Consider the following 16,969-nt stretch of genomic DNA (forward strand, 5'->3'; position numbering starts at 1 on the left):
GTGACCACACAGGGTTTCATCCGCCTGGCCCGCATCGCGCCGCCGCGCCCGCCGGGCGGCGAGGTCGTGCTCAACGCGCCGCCGGAGATCACCTCGCCGATCCCGAATCCGTTGTGGCAGCGGCTGATGCCGGTAGTCATGGTGGTCGCGATGGTCGGCATGATGGGTTTGATGTTCACCATGAGCGGCAAGGCGATGCTGTCCAATCCGCTCACGATGATGTTCCCGATGATGATGCTGATGTCGATGGTCGGCATGTTCGCCGGGCGCGGCGGCGGTGGCGGCAAGCGGGCCGGGGAGCTCAACGAGGAACGCAAGGACTACTTCCTCTACCTCGAGCAGCTGCGCGGCGATGTGCGCAAGACCGGGACGTCCCAGCGCGAGGCGCTGGCCTGGAACCACCCGCACCCCGGGGATCTACACTCCCTCATCGGCACCCGCCGCATGTGGGAGCGTCGCCCTAACGATCCGGATTTCGCACACGTGCGCATCGGTGTCGGCAGCCATCGCATCGCCACCAAACTGGCCCGCCCCGAGACCGGACCGCTGGAGGATCTGGAACCGGTGGCCACGGTCGCGCTGCGCCGCTTCGTGCGCACCCACTCGGTGGTGCACGGACTGCCGACCGCAATCTCGCTGCGCGCGTTCCCCGCGGTCAACATCGAAGGCCCGCGCGAGCACGGCCGCACCCTGGCGCGCTCGATCCTGGTGGAGCTGGCCGCCTTTCATGGTCCCGACAACATGGTGTTCGCCATCGTCACCGCCGATCCGGACGGCGAGGCCTGGAGATGGTCGAAATGGCTTCCGCACCTGCAGCATCCACGCCAGTCGGACGACATCGGGACGACCCGCATGCTGTACGAGTCGCTGTCGGAGCTGGAGACCTCGCTGACCGAGGAACTGCTGGAGCGCGGCCGGTTCCTGCGCAACGCCACACCCACCGGCGGGCGATTGCATCTGGTGGTGGTGATCGACGACGGCTATGTCAGCGGCTCCGAGCGCATCATCAGCGACGCCGGGCTGGACTCGGTGACCGTGCTAGATCTCACCGCGCCGCAGACGGGCCTGGCCGTGCGCCGCGGCCTGCAGTTGGTGGTCGAAGACACCGTGATCGGCGCCCGCACGGGCGATTCGGTGGAGAAGTTCGCCGGGCCCGACCATGTCAGCCTCGCCGTGGCATCGGCCTTCGCGCGCGGCATGGCCCGCTTCCGTCTTGCCACCACCGCGCAGATGGTCGACCTCGACGAGCACGCCACCGGGGATCCGGGATTGATGGCACTGCTGAGGATTCCGGACGCGGCCACCATCGACGCGGATGTGGTCTGGCGGCCTCGCTCCCCGCGCGAGCGGCTACGGGTGCCGATCGGCGTCACCCCCGACGGAACGCCGGTGGAGATCGACATCAAGGAATCCGCCGAGAACGGCATGGGACCGCACGGATTATGCATCGGCGCAACGGGTTCGGGTAAATCCGAATTCCTGCGCACACTCGTGCTCTCGATGGTGACCACCCACTCCCCGGACCTGCTGAACCTGGTGCTGGTCGACTTCAAGGGCGGCGCCACATTTCTCGGGCTCGATCCGCTGCCACACGTCGCGGCGGTCATCACCAACCTCGAGGAAGAACTCACGATGGTGGACCGCATGCGCGACGCCCTGGCCGGCGAGATGAACCGCCGTCAGGAACTGCTGCGCGCGGCGGGCAACTTCGCCAACGTCACCGAATACGAGAAGGCCCGCGCCAACGGCGCACCGCTGGATCCGCTGCCCGCGTTGTTCGTCATCGTCGACGAGTTCTCCGAGTTGCTCACGCAGAAACCGGATTTCGCGGAACTGTTCGTGATGATCGGGCGCCTGGGCCGCTCGCTGCGGGTGCATCTGCTGCTGGCCTCGCAGCGGCTCGAGGAGAACCGGCTGCGCGGCCTGGACTCGCACCTGAGTTACCGCATCGGCCTGCGCACCTTCTCCGCGGGCGAATCCCGGCAGGTGCTCGGCATCACCGACGCGTACCACCTGCCCGGCACGCCCGGCGCGGGCTATCTAAAGAGCGATTCCTCGGATCCGTTGCGGTTCAACGGAACCTACGTCTCCGGCCCGTATACGCCGCCGGTGGGGCGGCGCACCGGCGGCGTCGTCGCGGGGGTCCCGGACGGCGAGGTGGGCTTCTTCACCGCCGCCGCCGTGGCCGTCGAGCAGATCCCGGCGCGGACCCGCGTGGAACTGCCGAGTCTCGAGGAACTCCTCGCCGAAGAACCCCGGCCGGAGTCGGAACAGTCGCTACTGCAGGTGGTGGTCGAGCGGCTGACCGGGCGCGGGCGCCCCGCACACGAGGTGTGGCTGCCACCACTGGACGTCTCACCCACCGTGGATATGATTCTGCCCCACCAGGATTGGCGTTCCGAGGACAACCGGCACGGCAAGCTATGGCTGCCGATCGGCATCGTCGACAAGCCGTATGAGCAGAAACGCGATGTGCTGACCATCGATCTGGCCGGCGCCCAGGGAAACGTAGCGGTTGTCGGCGGCCCGCAGTCGGGCAAGTCCACCACGCTGCGCACCATCATCATGGCCGCGGCGGGCACCCATACCCCCGAACAAGTGCAGTTCTACTGCCTCGACTTCGGCGGCGGCACTCTCGCCGGGCTCAAGGGCGTGCCGCACGTCGGCTCGGCCGCCGGGCGACTGGAGGCCGACCGGGTCCGGCGCACCATCGCGGAAATGACCACGCTACTGCGCCAGCGCGAGGCCCGCTTCCTGCAACTCGGCATCGAGAATATGCGAGATTTCCGCAAGGCCAAGTCCGCGCTCGCGGCGCTGCCTCCGGACCAGCGGTCCGAACATCCGCTGTCCGCCGACCTGTTCGGCGACGTCTTCCTCGTCATCGACGGCTGGCTGACCTTCCGCGAGGAGTTCGAAATCCTTGAGCCGCAGGTGCACGCGCTGGCCGTCCGCGGCCTGTCCTACGGCATCCACCTGATGCTGGGCGCGAATCGCTGGGGCGAAATCCGGCCCGGGATCAAGGACCAGATCGGTACCCGCGTCGAGCTGCGCCTCGGCGACCCGTCCGATTCCGAGATGGACCGCCGCGCGGCGGTCAACGTGCCAGTCAACCGGCCGGGCCGCGGCATCACCGCGTCCAAGCTGCACATGCTGATCGCACTGCCCCGGCTGGACTCCTCGACGGACCCGAATACGCTGTCCGAGGGCGTGGGCGCGGCCAGGGAGGCGATGACCGAGCTGTACGGCGAGCGGCGCGCGCCCGCGGTACGCATGCTGCCGCTGGAGCTGCCGCGCGAGCATGTGCTGACAATCGCCCGCGAACAGGGCATCGTGCTGAACCACCAGAAAGTGCTGATCGGCCTGTCCGAATCCGAATTGCAGCCGATGGTGCTGGATTTCGAGGAATCACCACATCTGATGGTCTTCGGCGACGTCGGCAACGGCAAAACCACGCTGTTGCGCAATATCGCGCAGGGCATCGTGCAGAATTCCACCCCCGATCAGGCCCGCATCGTCCTGATCGACTATCGGCGCACCATGCTCGGCGTGATCGAGGGCAAGCATTTGGCCGGGTACTCCACCAGCGCCCAGACATCCATACCGACCCTCGAGGAGGTCGCGGGTTTCGTGGCCGAGCGCATCCCCGGCTCCGACATCACCCCCGCGCAGTTGCGCGAGCGCAGCTGGTGGAGCGGGCCCGAGGTGTACGTCATCGTCGACGATTACGACATGGTGGCAAACAACAATCCGCTGCTGCCGCTGATGAGCCTGGTGCCGCAGGCCCGCGACGTCGGCCTGCATCTGATCATCGCCCGCCGGTCCGGCGGCGCGTCGCGCGCCCTGTTCGACCATGTGCTGGGCCCGCTGAAAGATATGTCGGTGGACGGCTTCCTGATGAGTGTGCCCAAGGACGAGGGTGTGCTGCTCGGCGACGTGCGCCCGGCCATGTATCCGACGGGGCGCGGCATGCTCGTCTCGCGGACCCGGGGCCGGGAACTGGTGCAGATCAGTCAGCTGCCACCGCTGTGAGCGCCGGTCGTACGGATCATCCGCCGCCCGCCCTCAGGCGGTCAGCCCGGCCATCGCCAACTGCGCGTACGCTCCGGCCAGGTCTGTCTCCTCGTCGAGATCGAACGCCGACGCGACGACCGCGCGGGTGACCAGGTCGTCCTGCGCCGCGGCGACCAGATCGGCCACCGCGTTCCGCCGGGCCGAGGCTCCCAGCACCCGGCACACCACCTCGGTCACCGTATCCGCGGTCCACAGTCCGGGTATCGCCGCCCCGATCGCGACCGGCGCCGGGGATTCCCCGGAATACCAGGCGGCGCCGTCCCACCAGTAGCAGAACGACAGCAGCCCGGCCTGCGCGCGCGGGTTCAGCACCGCCGTATCCACCCAGTCCGGCGCTCCGGCAAGGTATTCCGGCGGATCCGCATCATCGTTGTAGACCGCGTCGAGCGCCGGATCGCTCCACAGGCCGCCGGACAGCACCACCCGATCACGCGGAAGAAGGTGCAGCGTGGAGCCGCTGCCGTTGGTGGACTCGAAGGCCGCAGTGGAGCCGAGTATCCTTGGCCCCCAAGGGGTTCCGATGGCAACGGCTGCCGCGGCCACGGTGGCCCAGCGCGCCCAGATCAGCGCGGGATCGGGGAGGTCCACTGCGCGGGCGGTCCCGGTGCGCGAACCCGGCGACGGGATCCGCCCGGCGGCGGCCGCGAGGTAGGCGCCGAGCCACACCGGTATCCGCTCGCGCGGAAACTCCTCCAGATCCGCCCGGTAAGCCGCCGCAGGCAGCGCCTGACCGACCGGGAACGGCCGTTCACCGTAGTCGAATTCGACATCGAACTCGCCGGATATTGTGCGCCACAGCATGATCCGCCACCAGGCCCGATCCTGCAGCGGGATGGTGACGGTACGCAGCAGACGCACCAGTTCGATCACCGCCGACGTGACCTCGACCCGCACCGAATCACCGGCGGCCGTACTGAACTCCACCTCTGCCACTGCCGCGGCGATGGTGACCGAACAGGCCATTTCCAGACGAGCCCAGTCCGGCGGCGCATCCACCAGCAGCAGATCGGCGATATCGTGGGCCACCTCGTGCGCGTACACCCGGATGTCCGCCAGATAATCCGGCGGCGGAATATCCTGCAACGCATAGACTTCCGCCGTATCGCCGACACCCACCGCTGCATCGGCGTTCACCCTCACACCGGGGTCGACCGCCCCCACCACGATATTCGCGCCCGCGGTCATTGCGGAACCGGTCGCGGCGCCGTCGGCGCCCGCCGCGGAAACACCCGTACGGGGCCGCACCTCGGGAGGACGAGACGGCGCGGCCCTGGTCGCGGGGGCGAACTCCGCGCCCAGGGTGAAGAAGATGTCCGGGCTGTCCTCGATGCCGGGATCGCGATCCCGCGTGGCGGTCTCGGCATCCAGCCTGTCCTCGCTCATCCCAGACCTCCGTTGCGATGATGGGAGTGGTGCCGATGCTTCGGATCTCTCGACTGCAATCCGGGGCCCCAGAATCCTGCCGGTGGCACCGTCACCGCGACGAACGGATCCGGCATGCTTTCATCCAGCGGCATCTTCTTGGCCCTGGGCTTACCGCTGAAATATCCGCCGGGCAGCAGCCCGCGCTCGCGCCTGCTATTGGCCTGATGGCTGGCCAACTCCGCCCGCGCCCGGACTTCGGCGCTGCCGGACCGAATCAGCACATCCTCACGCTCGGCCCGCAACCGTTCGATCAGCGCCCGGCGCTGCGCAACCTGATCGTGGTATCCGTTCAGCTCGTCAAGGCGTTCCCGTACCTGGGCGATCCGCTGCTGATGGTCGTCGGTCCTCAGGTGCGCCGCATTCAGTTCATCAAGCTCGGCCTGCCGCCGATCGCGATACCGATCGGTGTGCACCAGCGCCTCGTCCAGCTCGCCCTGCGCCTTGCGCACCGCGGCGGCGGCCTTGGCCTGCGACGCCACCGCACCGGCCAGTCCGGTGCCGACGACCTTGGTGCGGGCATTGGACAGCTCGCGATCGGTCAATGTCATACGGGCCTCGCGGTTCTCGACCTCCCGCGCCCGGATCCGCACGTCGGCGGCCGACTGGATCTTCTCGTTCCCCAGCGCGGCCCGAGCCTGCTCATCCTCGGGTACGGGACGCTCGTTCAGCTCGTCGAGACGGCCCTTGGCGGCCGTGCTGGCGTCCTTCGCACGAGTCAGCGCCTCCTCGTCGGTCCGGCGCTGTTCCGACAGTCGATCGATGGTGAGGCGCTTCTGGTTGTACCGGTCCGTCACCCGGTCGTCGGCGCTGCGCTGCTTGTTCAGCCGATTATCTAGGGCCGCAAGCTTTTTACGCACGTCCGCACCGGCTTCCACCTCGCTGCGCGGATGGCCGTCGGGGAGTTCGCCGGCGGCGGGGCCGGGCTGCTCGTGCGCGGGGCGCGCTGGCGGCTCGTACGTATGATCCGGAACCGGCGGCGGGTCACCCTGCTCCGCCTCCGACTGCGCGTGCTGCCGATCCAGCGGAACATCATGCTGCGGCGGCATCGGCCCGACGTTGGGCTGATCTCGCAGCGGGACATCGTGCAGCGGCACGGCCGGTGGCCCGTGCACCTGCGCCGACGGTACGTCGGCCCCCTGCTCCTGCCCCGTGACCGACGAGCGTTCCGACGGCGAGGACACCTCACTCCCCAGCTCGACCGGCGACTGAACCCACTGCTCCTGCGGATCCGGCACCGGCGGCGCACCGTGCACCTGCGCCGACGGTACGTCGGCCCCCTGCTCCTGCCCCGTGACCGACGAGCGTTCCGACGGCGACGACACCTCATCTCCCAGCGCAACCGGCGATTGAGCCCGCTGTTCCTCCGGAACGTTCCGATGCTCCGGCACCGGCGGCGCACCGTTCAACCGATCCGGGTGCTGAATCGCCTGATCCTCCACCGGAACCTCGCGCCGCGCCACAGGCGGGGCCGTCGCCGACCGAGGCCCCGCCTGCACCGACGTATTCCGCCGCGCCAAGCCATGACTGCTGTTGGCACGGGCCAGGGAGGCGGCACGACGGCTGCTGTCCAGCCGGCTCTGCGCCTGCTCGACCCGTTGTTGCGCCGCCTCCTGTTCGTCCGGGTTCGCCCGCGCCGCCCGGGCGCGCGCCGACACGAGCGCCAGCTCCGCCTGTTTCCTCTGCGTTTCGGTCTGCGCCAGGTTCTGCATCTCGTCCGCCTGCTGGTTCCCGGCGGCTTCCCGGATGGCCTCGTCGGGCGAGTGCATCGCGGGGTAATGCTGAACCTGCGTGCCCCGCCACGCCTCACCGAAGGATGCGGTGTCGTCGGTCCCTAGATCGCTCGCCGTGGCCAGCGGATGCTCGTTCAGCAGATCCGGTGTCGTCGGAACCTCGACCTCGGGCGCGTGAAAATCGGGGGAGCTTCCGGGGCGGGCGCCGAGTTCGCCGATATAGCCGCGCTGCAGCCCCATCATCGAGTTGCTGGCCACCGTGCCGATGAGGGCGTCCTGCGGGCTGAACGTGCCGGTGAACGCGTCCTGTATGCCGCCGCCCACCAGGGTGCTGATCACGGTGGGCACGGTACCGGAGGCGAATCCGAGCCCCATGCCCGTGAAACCGCGCGTGGCGTCCAGACCCCAGTTCGCGAGCAGCTTGCCGCCGTACTTCTCCAGATTCTCCGCGACGAACGCGCCCGCATACCAGCCGCCGGTCGATGCCGCGACCGACATCCCCAGTTCCGTCCAATCGAATCCGTCGCGATGGCCCTTCGCAATCTGAATGACCTGGACGAAGGCGTCCCCGCCGCCCGACCAGACCGCGGTGCTGATCCCCTTCTCTATGAGGAATTTCGTCAGGTCCGCCGGAAACTTGCCGATAGACAACGCCAGCGCCTCGTCCGCGCCCATCCGCTCGGCCATCGCGGCCACCGCCGGAGCCCCCCGCCCGGCGAGCTCGGTGAATGGTTTGGCGGCCCAGGACGCGAGCTTGCCCGGATAATTCGCCCCCTCCGGAATGCTCCTGAGAATTTTCAGGAATTTGACGAGATACGGCCCTATTCCCTCGATTTCGCCGATCGCGTCCATGGCCCGTTCGGCGATCCGGTAGACCGCGGCCCGGCAGGCGCCGATCGCCGTGGCCTCCACCACCGGCGCGGTCGGCGGCCACAACCAGGCGGCGATGATCTGCGCGATCAGAATGGTGACCGAGATGATGATCATCATCTTGGTCTCTTCGATGGTGGTACCCATGTGGCGGGCCGAGGTGCCGACCTGCCGGTAGTCCTGGGCCAGCTGTTCGACCGAATTATCGCCCGAAATGAGTTTCTGCATTTCGGTTTTGATGGTGTCCGCGCCGTCGCCCGCCTCGTACGCCTGCACGGCGCTGGTCTGAGCCTGGGTCAGCAGCGGCAGGACGTTCTTTTCGAGGGAATCGGCGGCATCGAGCCAGTACTGCGCCATCTCGAACAGCCGGATCTCGTCGCCGTCCGGCCATTCGGTGCCGACGATCAGTGTGGCCCACCGGAATTCTGGAGGCCAATATAAGGATCCATCACCCATGCCACACCGTCAGAAAGACGATGCGGAATTGTCTTCGCCGGTCGACGCATTATTCGCCGCGGTGGTCATTCCGGTTCCGAATTCACCGATCGCGGTGGCCATGCTGTTTCCGCCGCTCAGCAGGTTCGTGCGGGAGGAGACATATCCCGGGTTACCGTTCGAGTCATCGGCGAAATTCCGGCCGTAGGAGTCGTTCCCCCAGGTCTCCACGCCGTACTGGTTCACGCCGTTGGACAGCGTATCGACAATGGCTTGCAGCTGGGTCTGGGCCTCGAGCACCTGCCGTCCGGCCGAGTACAGGTCGCCGGGTGTGATGATGATTTCGTCGGCCATGAACCCGCACTCTCCTGCCCTCCGGTGCGGCGCCAATGCGCCACCCACAACACCCGACTGTTGCCCGCGGTGTGCCGAGCAGCGTATACCCCTCTTGCACAGTTGATGCGACAAACGTCGAGCCGGTTCACAGAACCCTAGCCGGGCCTGCGGGCATCCGCCGGGCATCCGCCGCATAGAGCCGTTTTCGTTCAACTTCCGTTAACCCGGTGAGGGCTCATCCCCAGCTTCGAACGGTCGCGGTGGGGTAACCAGTGGCCGAACTCGCCACGAGGGGATACCGCGAGCAGCGGAACCGCTTCGCCGACGCTGTGGGCGGGAGCCAGGACCCCGTGGAGCAACTGGCGTCGTTCGCCTCCGCCTACGTCCGGTTCGCCGCCGAGGAGCAGGCACTGTTCGACATCACCTTCCACGCGGGCCTCGACAAATCCCGGTTCCCCGAGCTGGCTTCGGCCGGCGACGAGGTGACCGACCTCCTGCTGCCTATTGCCCGCCGGCTGGCCCACCCCTTCACAGTGAACTCGCCGCCCGGCAGCACAAATCCGCACGGTATCGCCCCTGAAGCGGGTGCAGGTCCGGGGAAAGGGTGCAGGTGCGGGTGAATTCTGGTCTGTGTCGGTGGGCTCGGGCACGATGGTCGGCGTGACGACGACCGACCTGCGCGAATCCGCCGAGACGCTGCTGCGGAACCTGGCCGGGCCCCGGGCCCGGCTGCGAGAGGATCAGTGGACCGCGATCGAGGCGCTGGTGCGGCACCGCCGCCGCGCCCTGGTCGTGCAGCGCACCGGCTGGGGCAAATCGGCGGTGTACTTCATCGCCGCGAAGCTGCCGCGCGCGGCCGGGCGCGGGCCGACAGCGATCGTGTCGCCGCTGCTGGCGCTGATGCGCAACCAGGTGGCGGCCGCGCGGCGGGCGGGAGTCGTCGCCGCGACGATCAACTCGGGCAACATGACCGAATGGGACGATATCCACGCCCAGGTCGCGGCTGGCACCGTCGATGTCCTGCTGGTCAGCCCGGAACGGCTGAACAATCCGGATTTCCGCGATTCCGTGCTGCCCAAACTGGCCGCCGACGCCGGGCTCGTGGTGATCGACGAGGCGCATTGCGTCTCGGACTGGGGTCACGACTTCCGGCCCGACTATCGCCGCATCCGCACCCTGATCGCCGACCTCGGCGACGACGTCCCGGTGCTCGCGACCACCGCCACGGCCAACGACCGCGTCGTCACCGATGTCGCCACCCAGATCGGCACCGGCACACTGGTTTTGCGCGGCACCCTGGACCGCGAGTCGCTGCACCTGTCGGTGGTCCGCATCGAGGACGCGGTGCTGCGCACCGCCTGGCTCAGCCGATATCTGCACGAGCTGCCCGGGTCGGGGATCATCTACACGCTCACCGTCGCCGCCGCCCACGATCTCGCCGATGTGCTGGGCTCACACGGCCATCGGGTAGGCGCGTACACCGGCCAGACCGACCCGGCCGAGCGCGAGGCGCTGGAACAGGCCCTGCTGGACAATGAGGTCAAGGCGCTGGTGGCCACGTCCGCGCTCGGTATAGGTTTCGACAAGCCCGACCTGGGTTTCGTCGTCCATGTCGGCGCGCCGTCGTCCCCTATCGCCTACTACCAGCAAGTTGGCCGTGCGGGCCGCGGCACCGCTCGCGCCGAGGTGATCCTGCTGCCCGGTCCGGAGGACAGGCGAATCTGGAGTTACTTTGCCTCCGTTGCCTTTCCGCGCGAACATATTGTCCGGTCGGCTCCATGACATCAAGCGGCGTTCGCGGGGAGCACAGCAATTACGGCACCCCGCCGATATGAGTGCCCACATCATCTCCGCGCACGGCGGACAGTCACACCGACGTGCCGCACTGCAGCTGAGCTGGAGCGGCTGGATAGCAGGTCAGAGACATGATCCAGTGTCCCAGCAGTGTCCCAAGACGGGCCGATACGTCTCGGACCTAGCCCCACTAGCCGGACGTGATCATGCCGCTGACCTGGGCTCGGTGGACACAGACGGACTAGCCGGACGAGTTGGTGCGGTTTTACACACCAGCGGTCGGGGGTTCGATCCCCTCTGCGCCCACAGATGAAGTTGCAGGTTATCGCCTGTTTTCATCCACCCCGTATCCCATATGTCACCCGCCCGGAAAGTTGATCTTGCCTAGAACTTGCCAACGGGAGGGCGAACTAGATTCCGGTCGCTTCGTTCTCGTCGTCGCCGAACAGGGCCGCGCCCGCCGCCTCCAGCGCTTCGGGGTAGACGTGTCCGTACACCCGCAGCAGCACCGCCGGATCGTGGCCGAGCCACTTCGCCACCGCCGAGACCGCAGCGCCGGAGTCCAAGAGGATGCTTGCGGCGGTGTGCCGAGCGTCGTGCAACCGGATCACGGGCACGCCCGCCGCCTTGGCCTGGCGCTGGAATTCATCGGTGTACCACTCGTGCCGGATTGCCGATCCGTCCCCGTGCACGGAGACCAAGCGATCGTCCGACCACGACAATGAGCACTCCGTCTACGCAGGTGCACGGCTATTCGCCGTGGCCGTCGGCACGGGTGGCCATTTCGCGGGCGAGGTGGCCTCGGAACTGATGATCGCGGCGTTGGTGCGTCTGGAGGAGGTCGAGCTGGGTGCCGATCTGCTCGGCGCTCTCGGTCGGGCAGATCGGTGAGGGCAACGCTGCCCAGGCGGCGCGGGAGCCGAGCTCGACGCGAGGGATACGAGCCCGCGATCTTGTTTGCGGGCGCGAGGTTGGCTCTGGCGCATGACGGATCGACAGGTGTCGCGTAGCCGTGCTGGGCGGACTGCTCCACTTCCCACGGGTGGCCGTGCCCGCGATGACGGCGAGCAGGATGATGCCGTTGGAGAAGGCAAGCCGGTCACCGCGAGTGTGCAGCAGCCGCGGCGGATCTGCCCCGATCGACCGTGTCGGCAAGCTGCTGGAACCCGCGCGACGCCCGTACCGTCCGGCCGCCATGACGGCTGGCGGTCACGGTCGGGCGCGCGCATGGTGGCCGACCAAAATGGGTTCAGACGTTGTCGAGTGTTGCACTGCCCTACCTGCACCGTTTGCGGCAGTCTTGTCGAGGTAATCGGTCGCGGACAGGCCCGCAGCAGCCCACTCGCACCGCGGTGACGAGCGGCTCGGTGCTCCCAGCGGACGGAGAGTTGGCGCGCAGGCACGCGGGTGTAAATCCAGGTTGTCAATGAAGGGTAAGGATGTCGTCGGTGAATGGTGGTCGAGCACGATGCACGTTCTGAACGTTCCGTCCTTCGCGGCTCGGATGGTGGCAGGTGCCGGACTTGGGGCGCTGCGGGCGGGCGCGAGGACCACCACAACCGCAGCTGGGACCGCGCTGGCGGTGGCAAGCCCCGTGTTCGGTGTCGGTCGCAGCGTGGCCGATGGCGTGCTGGCAACTGTGCAGCGCGACGCGAGTGTCGCGTGGTCGTCGGGGCGGCGGCTGCATCTGGATCTGGCACAGCTTGTGCCCACCGCGCACACCGTCAGTGTGGCCACAGAGGTGGTGGCAGCGGTGTCGAAGGTCCCCGGTGTCGCCGCAGTCCATGTGGAAACGACTTTGGGGCGACTTGTCGTCGAACGGGAACCTCATGTGCGGGTCGAGGATGTTCAGCAGGCTGCTCGGAAGGCTGCCGCCACCCTCGATGAGGCGGAAAGGGACTTGCCGCGGACTCACACGCCGGTTGCCGATCCGGGCGATCGATTGGCGATCATCGTGCCTGTCACGGCGGCAGCGCTGGATGTGATCGCAGTCGGGGCCGCGGTGCTGGGTGGGTTGGGCCGGTTGCCGGCGGCTCCCCGTGCTGCGCGAGCGGCAGCGGCAGTGCTCAATCATCAACCCCGGGTGGTCGCCGCATTCGAAGCGCGCCTGGGGCGGGTGGGCACCGACTTCGTTCTCAACGCGGTTACCGCCGCCACCCATGGGCTGGGCCAAGCTCCCAGCGGACCGTTGTTGGATCTGGCGCAACGCGTCGCGCAGGTGGCGGAGGCGGTCGAGCATCGGCGGATTTGGGCGGCGCGGGAACCAGATCTCGCTCGCCCGAGCCGACCGCAGGCCCCTGCAGTCACGGTGAACTCCTCAGCTCACGCAGAGCGCGACCTACCGCGGCACAGCTGGGCAGCGGCCGCGGCGGGCGAGGTTTCGCATGTGGTGGTCGACGCTGCCGTCGATGCCGCACTCGACACTGCGAAAGGGGCAGCCGCGGGTGTTGTGGAGGACTACGTCGAGCAGTCTGCCAACGGTGCGTTGGTTGCGGCGGCCGGGGCGCTCGTCGCTTCCGGGAACCTCGAGGATGTAGCCGATTCGATCCTGGCTGGGGTCCCCAAGGCCGCGCACGTGGGCCGGGAGATGTTCGCCGCCGTGCTGGGCAGAGGGCTGGCGCGCGGCGGGCAGCTGGTCCTCGACCCGGGAGCGTTGCGGCGCCTGGACCGCGTGCAGGTGATCGTCATCGATGGAGCCGCGCTGCGCGGTGACGCCCAAACGGTGCTGCGTGCCGAGGGACAAGCTATCGGATGGGACGACGATCGTGTCTTCGAAGTGGCCGATGCGCTGCTACACGGCGAGCAGGCGCCCGAACCCGATCCCGACGAACTGCCGGCCGAGCAGGCCCAGCTGCGGTGGCTGCAGAACTCCGCGAACGCGGCCACGCCGGCGCAGGGACTCGCGCATGCAGAGTTACGGGTGCGCGGTGAGGTCGTGGGTACTGTCTCGGTTGGTTGGGAGTTGGACCCGTTCGCTGCCCCGCTGATCGAGACTGCCCGACGCAGCGGAACTCGTGTAGTGCTGCGCCACGTCGCAGGCACCGAGGACCTCGCCGCGGGAGTGGCCGCTACTCATCGGCCCGGCACCTCTCTGCTGAAGGTGGTGCGCGACGCCCGCACCGATCGCGGCCCGGTGCTGCTGATCACCGCGCTTCATCCCGACTTCGCCTCGACCGACACGTTGACCGCGTTGGCGATCGCCGACGTCGGGGTGGCCCTCGATGAACCGCGGTCTGCGGCTCCGTGGACCGCCGACATCGTCACCAGCACCGACCTCGTCGCGGCCGTGCGGATTGTTTCGGCGCTACCGGCCGCGCGGCGAGCCAGTGCGGCCGCGGTCCGTATGGCCAAGGGCGGCAGCACCCTGGCGGGGTTGTTGTTGCTGACCGGGGAGACCGGAACGCGGGGACGGCTCGGACTGACGCGATTACTCAGCCCGGTGAACGCGGCCGCTGCGATCGCACTTACCTCGGGTGCGCTCGCGGCGCGGCGAGTATTGACGATGCCGGATCCGGATCCGCAACCACTGACCGCATGGCATGCCCTGGACCCGGAGATCGTCTACTCCCGTCTCACCGCGGCGGTGCAACCGCTGGCCGCGGCACCAGTGTATCCGGCGTGGCGACGCCGTCTGGGCGACCTGTCCGACAGCGCTATCGCCGCTCCACTGCGGGGACCGGCGCGGCAACTGAGCCGGTTGGCGGTCGCAACGCGAAGCGAGTTGAACGACCCACTTACTCCGGTGTTGGCGATCGGCGCGGCCGCGTCGGCAATTCTGGGCAGCAGTGTCGACGCGCTGTTGGTGGGCGGGGTGATGTTGGTCAACGCGCTGGTCGGGGGCGTTCAGCGGCTACGCGCCGACAACGCCGCGGCAGAACTGTTCGCCGAGCAGGAACAGTACGCGCGTCGCGTCGCTGTTCCTGTGGTCGGTAATGCCCGCCGCCGCCTGACGCTCGCCGCGACCACCAAACGCACGGTGCTGGTGCCCGCGGCACGACTGCGTCCCGGTGACATCATCGACTTGCGTGCCCCTGACGTGGTCCCCGCCGATGCCCGCTTGCTATGCGTCCTGGACCTCGAAGTCGACGAATCCTCGCTGACCGGTGAGTCGGTTCCGGTGGAGAAACAGGTCGATTCGGTGCCCGCGGCGGTGGGGGTCGACCGGGCCAGCATGGTCTTCGAAGGAAGCACCATCGTGGCCGGTTCGGCCCGCGCAATCGTCACAGCGACCGGCAACACCACCGCCGCGCGCCGCGCGATCTGGACCGTATCCGATATTGCCGCCGCATCCGGGATCGCTGCCCGGCTACGTGATCTCACGAGCAAGGTGCTGCCTCTGACGCTGGCCGGTGGCGGCCTCGTCACCGGGCTATCGCTCATCCGCCGACACCCACTGCGTCTAGCACTCGCCGATGGCGTCGCCATCGCGGTGGCCGCCGTCCCCGAGGGCCTTCCACTCGTGGCCACAATCGCACAACTCGCCGCAGCCCGGCGGCTGTCTCGTCTGGGCGTGCTGGTTCGCACACCTCGCACCCTCGAAGCCCTCGGCCGGGTGGACACGGTCTGTTTCGATAAGACCGGCACCTTGACCGAAAACCGGTTGAAGGTAGTCGCCGTCGCCACCGCGGAACACAACCCGCGCGATCCTTTCACCGACGCCTCCGACGCACGCGCACACCGGATGCTGCGTGCCGCACGCCACGCCAGCCCCCAACCCGAGGCCGAGCAGCCGCACGCCCACGCCACCGACGAGGCGATCCTCACCGCAGCCGCCACCGCCGGACTCCTCGACGACCCGGGTTGGGACTCCCTCGCCGATGTGCCATTCGAATCCAGCCGCGGATATGCCGCCGCCCTCGGTGTGCGCCACCGCACTTCGGGCGTCGACGCTCCCAACAAGGAACGGGTGATGGTGGTACTCAAGGGGGCACCCGAGGTGGTGCATCAGCGCTGCCGCTTCGCCGACCCCGCTGCACAGGCACACGCCGAAAGCCTGGTCCATGCCCTGGCCGAGCAAGGACTCCGAGTGATCGCCGTAGCCGAAGGTACCGCTGATTCCGACCTGCTCGATGGTGATCTCGACATCGACGCCACTGTTGTCGATTCCGCGGCACAAGACCTCGAAATTGTCGGTTACCTCGGCCTTGCCGACACGCCCCGACCCACCGCGCGGCCACTGCTCGAGCAACTCACCGCTGCTGGACGCAATGTCGTGTTGCTCACCGGCGACCACCCCGTCACAGCGCGGGCGATCGCTCGACAACTGGGACTGCCCGCCGACGTGCGGGTCGCGACCGGAGCCGAAATTGCCGACTGCGACGAAGAGGCCCGCGCCGAACTCGCCGCCACAGTCCAGGTTTTCGCGCGAGTCAGCCCGGAACAAAAGATGCAAGTGGTCACCGCCCTGCAGCAAGCCGGTCGAGTCACCGCCATGGTCGGCGACGGAGCCAACGACGCCGCCGCCATCCGCGCTGCCGATGTCGGTATCGGGGTAAGCAGCCGCGGCTCTTCCGCAGCACGCGGCGCTGCTGACCTGGTCCTCACCGGCGACGACCTCACGATCTTGCTCGACGCTCTCGTCGAGGGGAGAAATATGTGGCACAGTGTCCGCGATGCACTGGTCATCTTGCTCGGCGGCAACGCCGGAGAGGTCGCATTCACCATCGCCGGCACAGCACTGAGCGGACGCGCCCCGATCGGCACTCGCCAACTGCTGCTGGTCAACCTGCTCACCGACATGTTCCCCGCCTTGGCGGTCGCGGTCACACCCCAAAAGCCCATCCCAGTCGAAGCAGACGACTACACGGATGAGGATCCCGAATCCGCCCGGATCGCAGACCAGCACGCGGTGTTGAGCGAAACCGCCCCGTCGCTGGATCGATCACTCGTGGACGCCATCATCAGCCGCGGCACCGTCACTGCCGCTGCCGCCACCATCGCCTGGACGATCGGCCGCGCGACTCCGGGCACCCGACGCCGCTCCACCACCATGGGACTGACCGCGCTCGTCGGCACCCAAATGGCCCAGACACTACTGACCCGCGCCCACAGCCCATTGGTCGTCGCCACCGCCGTCGGAAGCTCCATCGTGCTCGCCGGAATCGTCCAAACCCCTGGGATCAGCCATTTCTTCGGCTGTACACCCCTCGGCCCGGTAGCGTGGACAGGTGTGATCGCCGCCGTCGCCGGCACCGCCGCAGTGGGTGTGTTCGCCCCCGCCTGGCTGGCCGAGCACACCCTTGCCTCTGCTTCCGCATCCAATAACCAGGCCTGACCAGACGATGAACTATCGCCAGCCCTCACCGCCC

The 16,969-nt window shown here is 68.1% G+C and carries 7 protein-coding genes and 2 pseudogenes; 5 read left to right on the plus strand and 4 right to left on the minus strand.

Going from position 1 to position 16,969, the window contains the following annotated elements:
• On the plus strand, positions 1-4,029 hold the full coding sequence (gene eccCa / locus ACV7NQ_RS06250) for a type VII secretion protein EccCa (protein WP_463358747.1): 4,029 nt from the start codon (positions 1-3) through the stop codon (positions 4,027-4,029).
• 33 nt (positions 4,030-4,062) lie between these two features.
• On the opposite strand, the gene ACV7NQ_RS06255 is transcribed toward eccCa, so the two are convergent.
• The 3 genes from ACV7NQ_RS06255 to ACV7NQ_RS06265 are packed head-to-tail and all read right to left on the minus strand — an operon-like array spanning position 4,063 to position 8,885.
• On the minus strand, positions 4,063-5,454 hold the full coding sequence (locus tag ACV7NQ_RS06255) for a hypothetical protein (RefSeq protein WP_463358748.1): 1,392 nt from the start codon (positions 5,452-5,454) through the stop codon (positions 4,063-4,065).
• On the minus strand, positions 5,451-8,552 hold the full coding sequence (locus tag ACV7NQ_RS06260) for a WXG100-like domain-containing protein (RefSeq protein WP_463358749.1): 3,102 nt from the start codon (positions 8,550-8,552) through the stop codon (positions 5,451-5,453). Before ACV7NQ_RS06260 ends, ACV7NQ_RS06255 begins: the two co-directional genes overlap by 4 nt.
• 9 nt (positions 8,553-8,561) lie before the next feature.
• Complete coding sequence (locus ACV7NQ_RS06265) at positions 8,562-8,885, minus strand: hypothetical protein (RefSeq protein WP_463358750.1); 324 nt, start codon at positions 8,883-8,885, stop codon at positions 8,562-8,564.
• A 254-nt stretch (positions 8,886-9,139) separates the two neighbouring features.
• On the opposite strand from ACV7NQ_RS06265, the gene ACV7NQ_RS06270 reads away from it, so the two are divergent.
• Together ACV7NQ_RS06270 and ACV7NQ_RS06275 are read left to right on the plus strand one after the other, a co-directional pair.
• Positions 9,140-9,487 (plus strand): WHG domain-containing protein, encoded by a 348-nt coding sequence (locus ACV7NQ_RS06270; RefSeq protein WP_463358751.1) that lies wholly within the window; start codon positions 9,140-9,142, stop codon positions 9,485-9,487.
• Positions 9,488-9,518: 31 nt separating this feature from the next.
• Positions 9,519-10,640: pseudogene (locus ACV7NQ_RS06275) on the plus strand (RecQ family ATP-dependent DNA helicase); the annotation flags it as partial.
• Between the two features lie 431 nt (positions 10,641-11,071).
• Here the strand turns inward: ACV7NQ_RS06275 and ACV7NQ_RS06280 are convergent.
• A complete protein-coding gene (locus ACV7NQ_RS06280) occupies positions 11,072-11,383 on the minus strand; it encodes a tyrosine-type recombinase/integrase (protein WP_463358752.1) in 312 nt (103 codons plus the stop codon).
• Between ACV7NQ_RS06280 and ACV7NQ_RS06285 the strand changes: the two are divergent.
• Positions 11,331-11,549: pseudogene (locus tag ACV7NQ_RS06285) on the plus strand (hypothetical protein); the annotation flags it as partial. The gene ACV7NQ_RS06280 and the pseudogene ACV7NQ_RS06285 sit on opposite strands and share 53 nt — an antisense overlap.
• A 580-nt stretch (positions 11,550-12,129) precedes the next feature.
• The gene (locus ACV7NQ_RS06290; protein ID WP_463358753.1) at positions 12,130-16,935 is read left to right on the plus strand and encodes a cation-translocating P-type ATPase; all 4,806 of its coding nucleotides are present in this window, start codon (positions 12,130-12,132) and stop codon (positions 16,933-16,935) included.
• Positions 16,936-16,969 lie beyond the last annotated feature (34 nt).

The organism is Nocardia sp. Tas62D01, assembly GCF_055232035.1.

Excerpts from the sequence above, each read along its gene's own strand:
- ACV7NQ_RS06290 (WP_463358753.1), top strand. The coding sequence starts at position 12,130 with ATGCACGTTCTGAACGTTCCGTCCTTCGCGGCTCGGATGGTGGCAGGT.
- ACV7NQ_RS06255 (WP_463358748.1), bottom strand. The coding sequence starts at position 5,454 with ATGAGCGAGGACAGGCTGGATGCCGAGACCGCCACGCGGGATCGCGAT.
- ACV7NQ_RS06265 (WP_463358750.1), bottom strand. The coding sequence starts at position 8,885 with ATGGCCGACGAAATCATCATCACACCCGGCGACCTGTACTCGGCCGGA.
- ACV7NQ_RS06260 (WP_463358749.1), bottom strand. The coding sequence starts at position 8,552 with ATGGGTGATGGATCCTTATATTGGCCTCCAGAATTCCGGTGGGCCACA.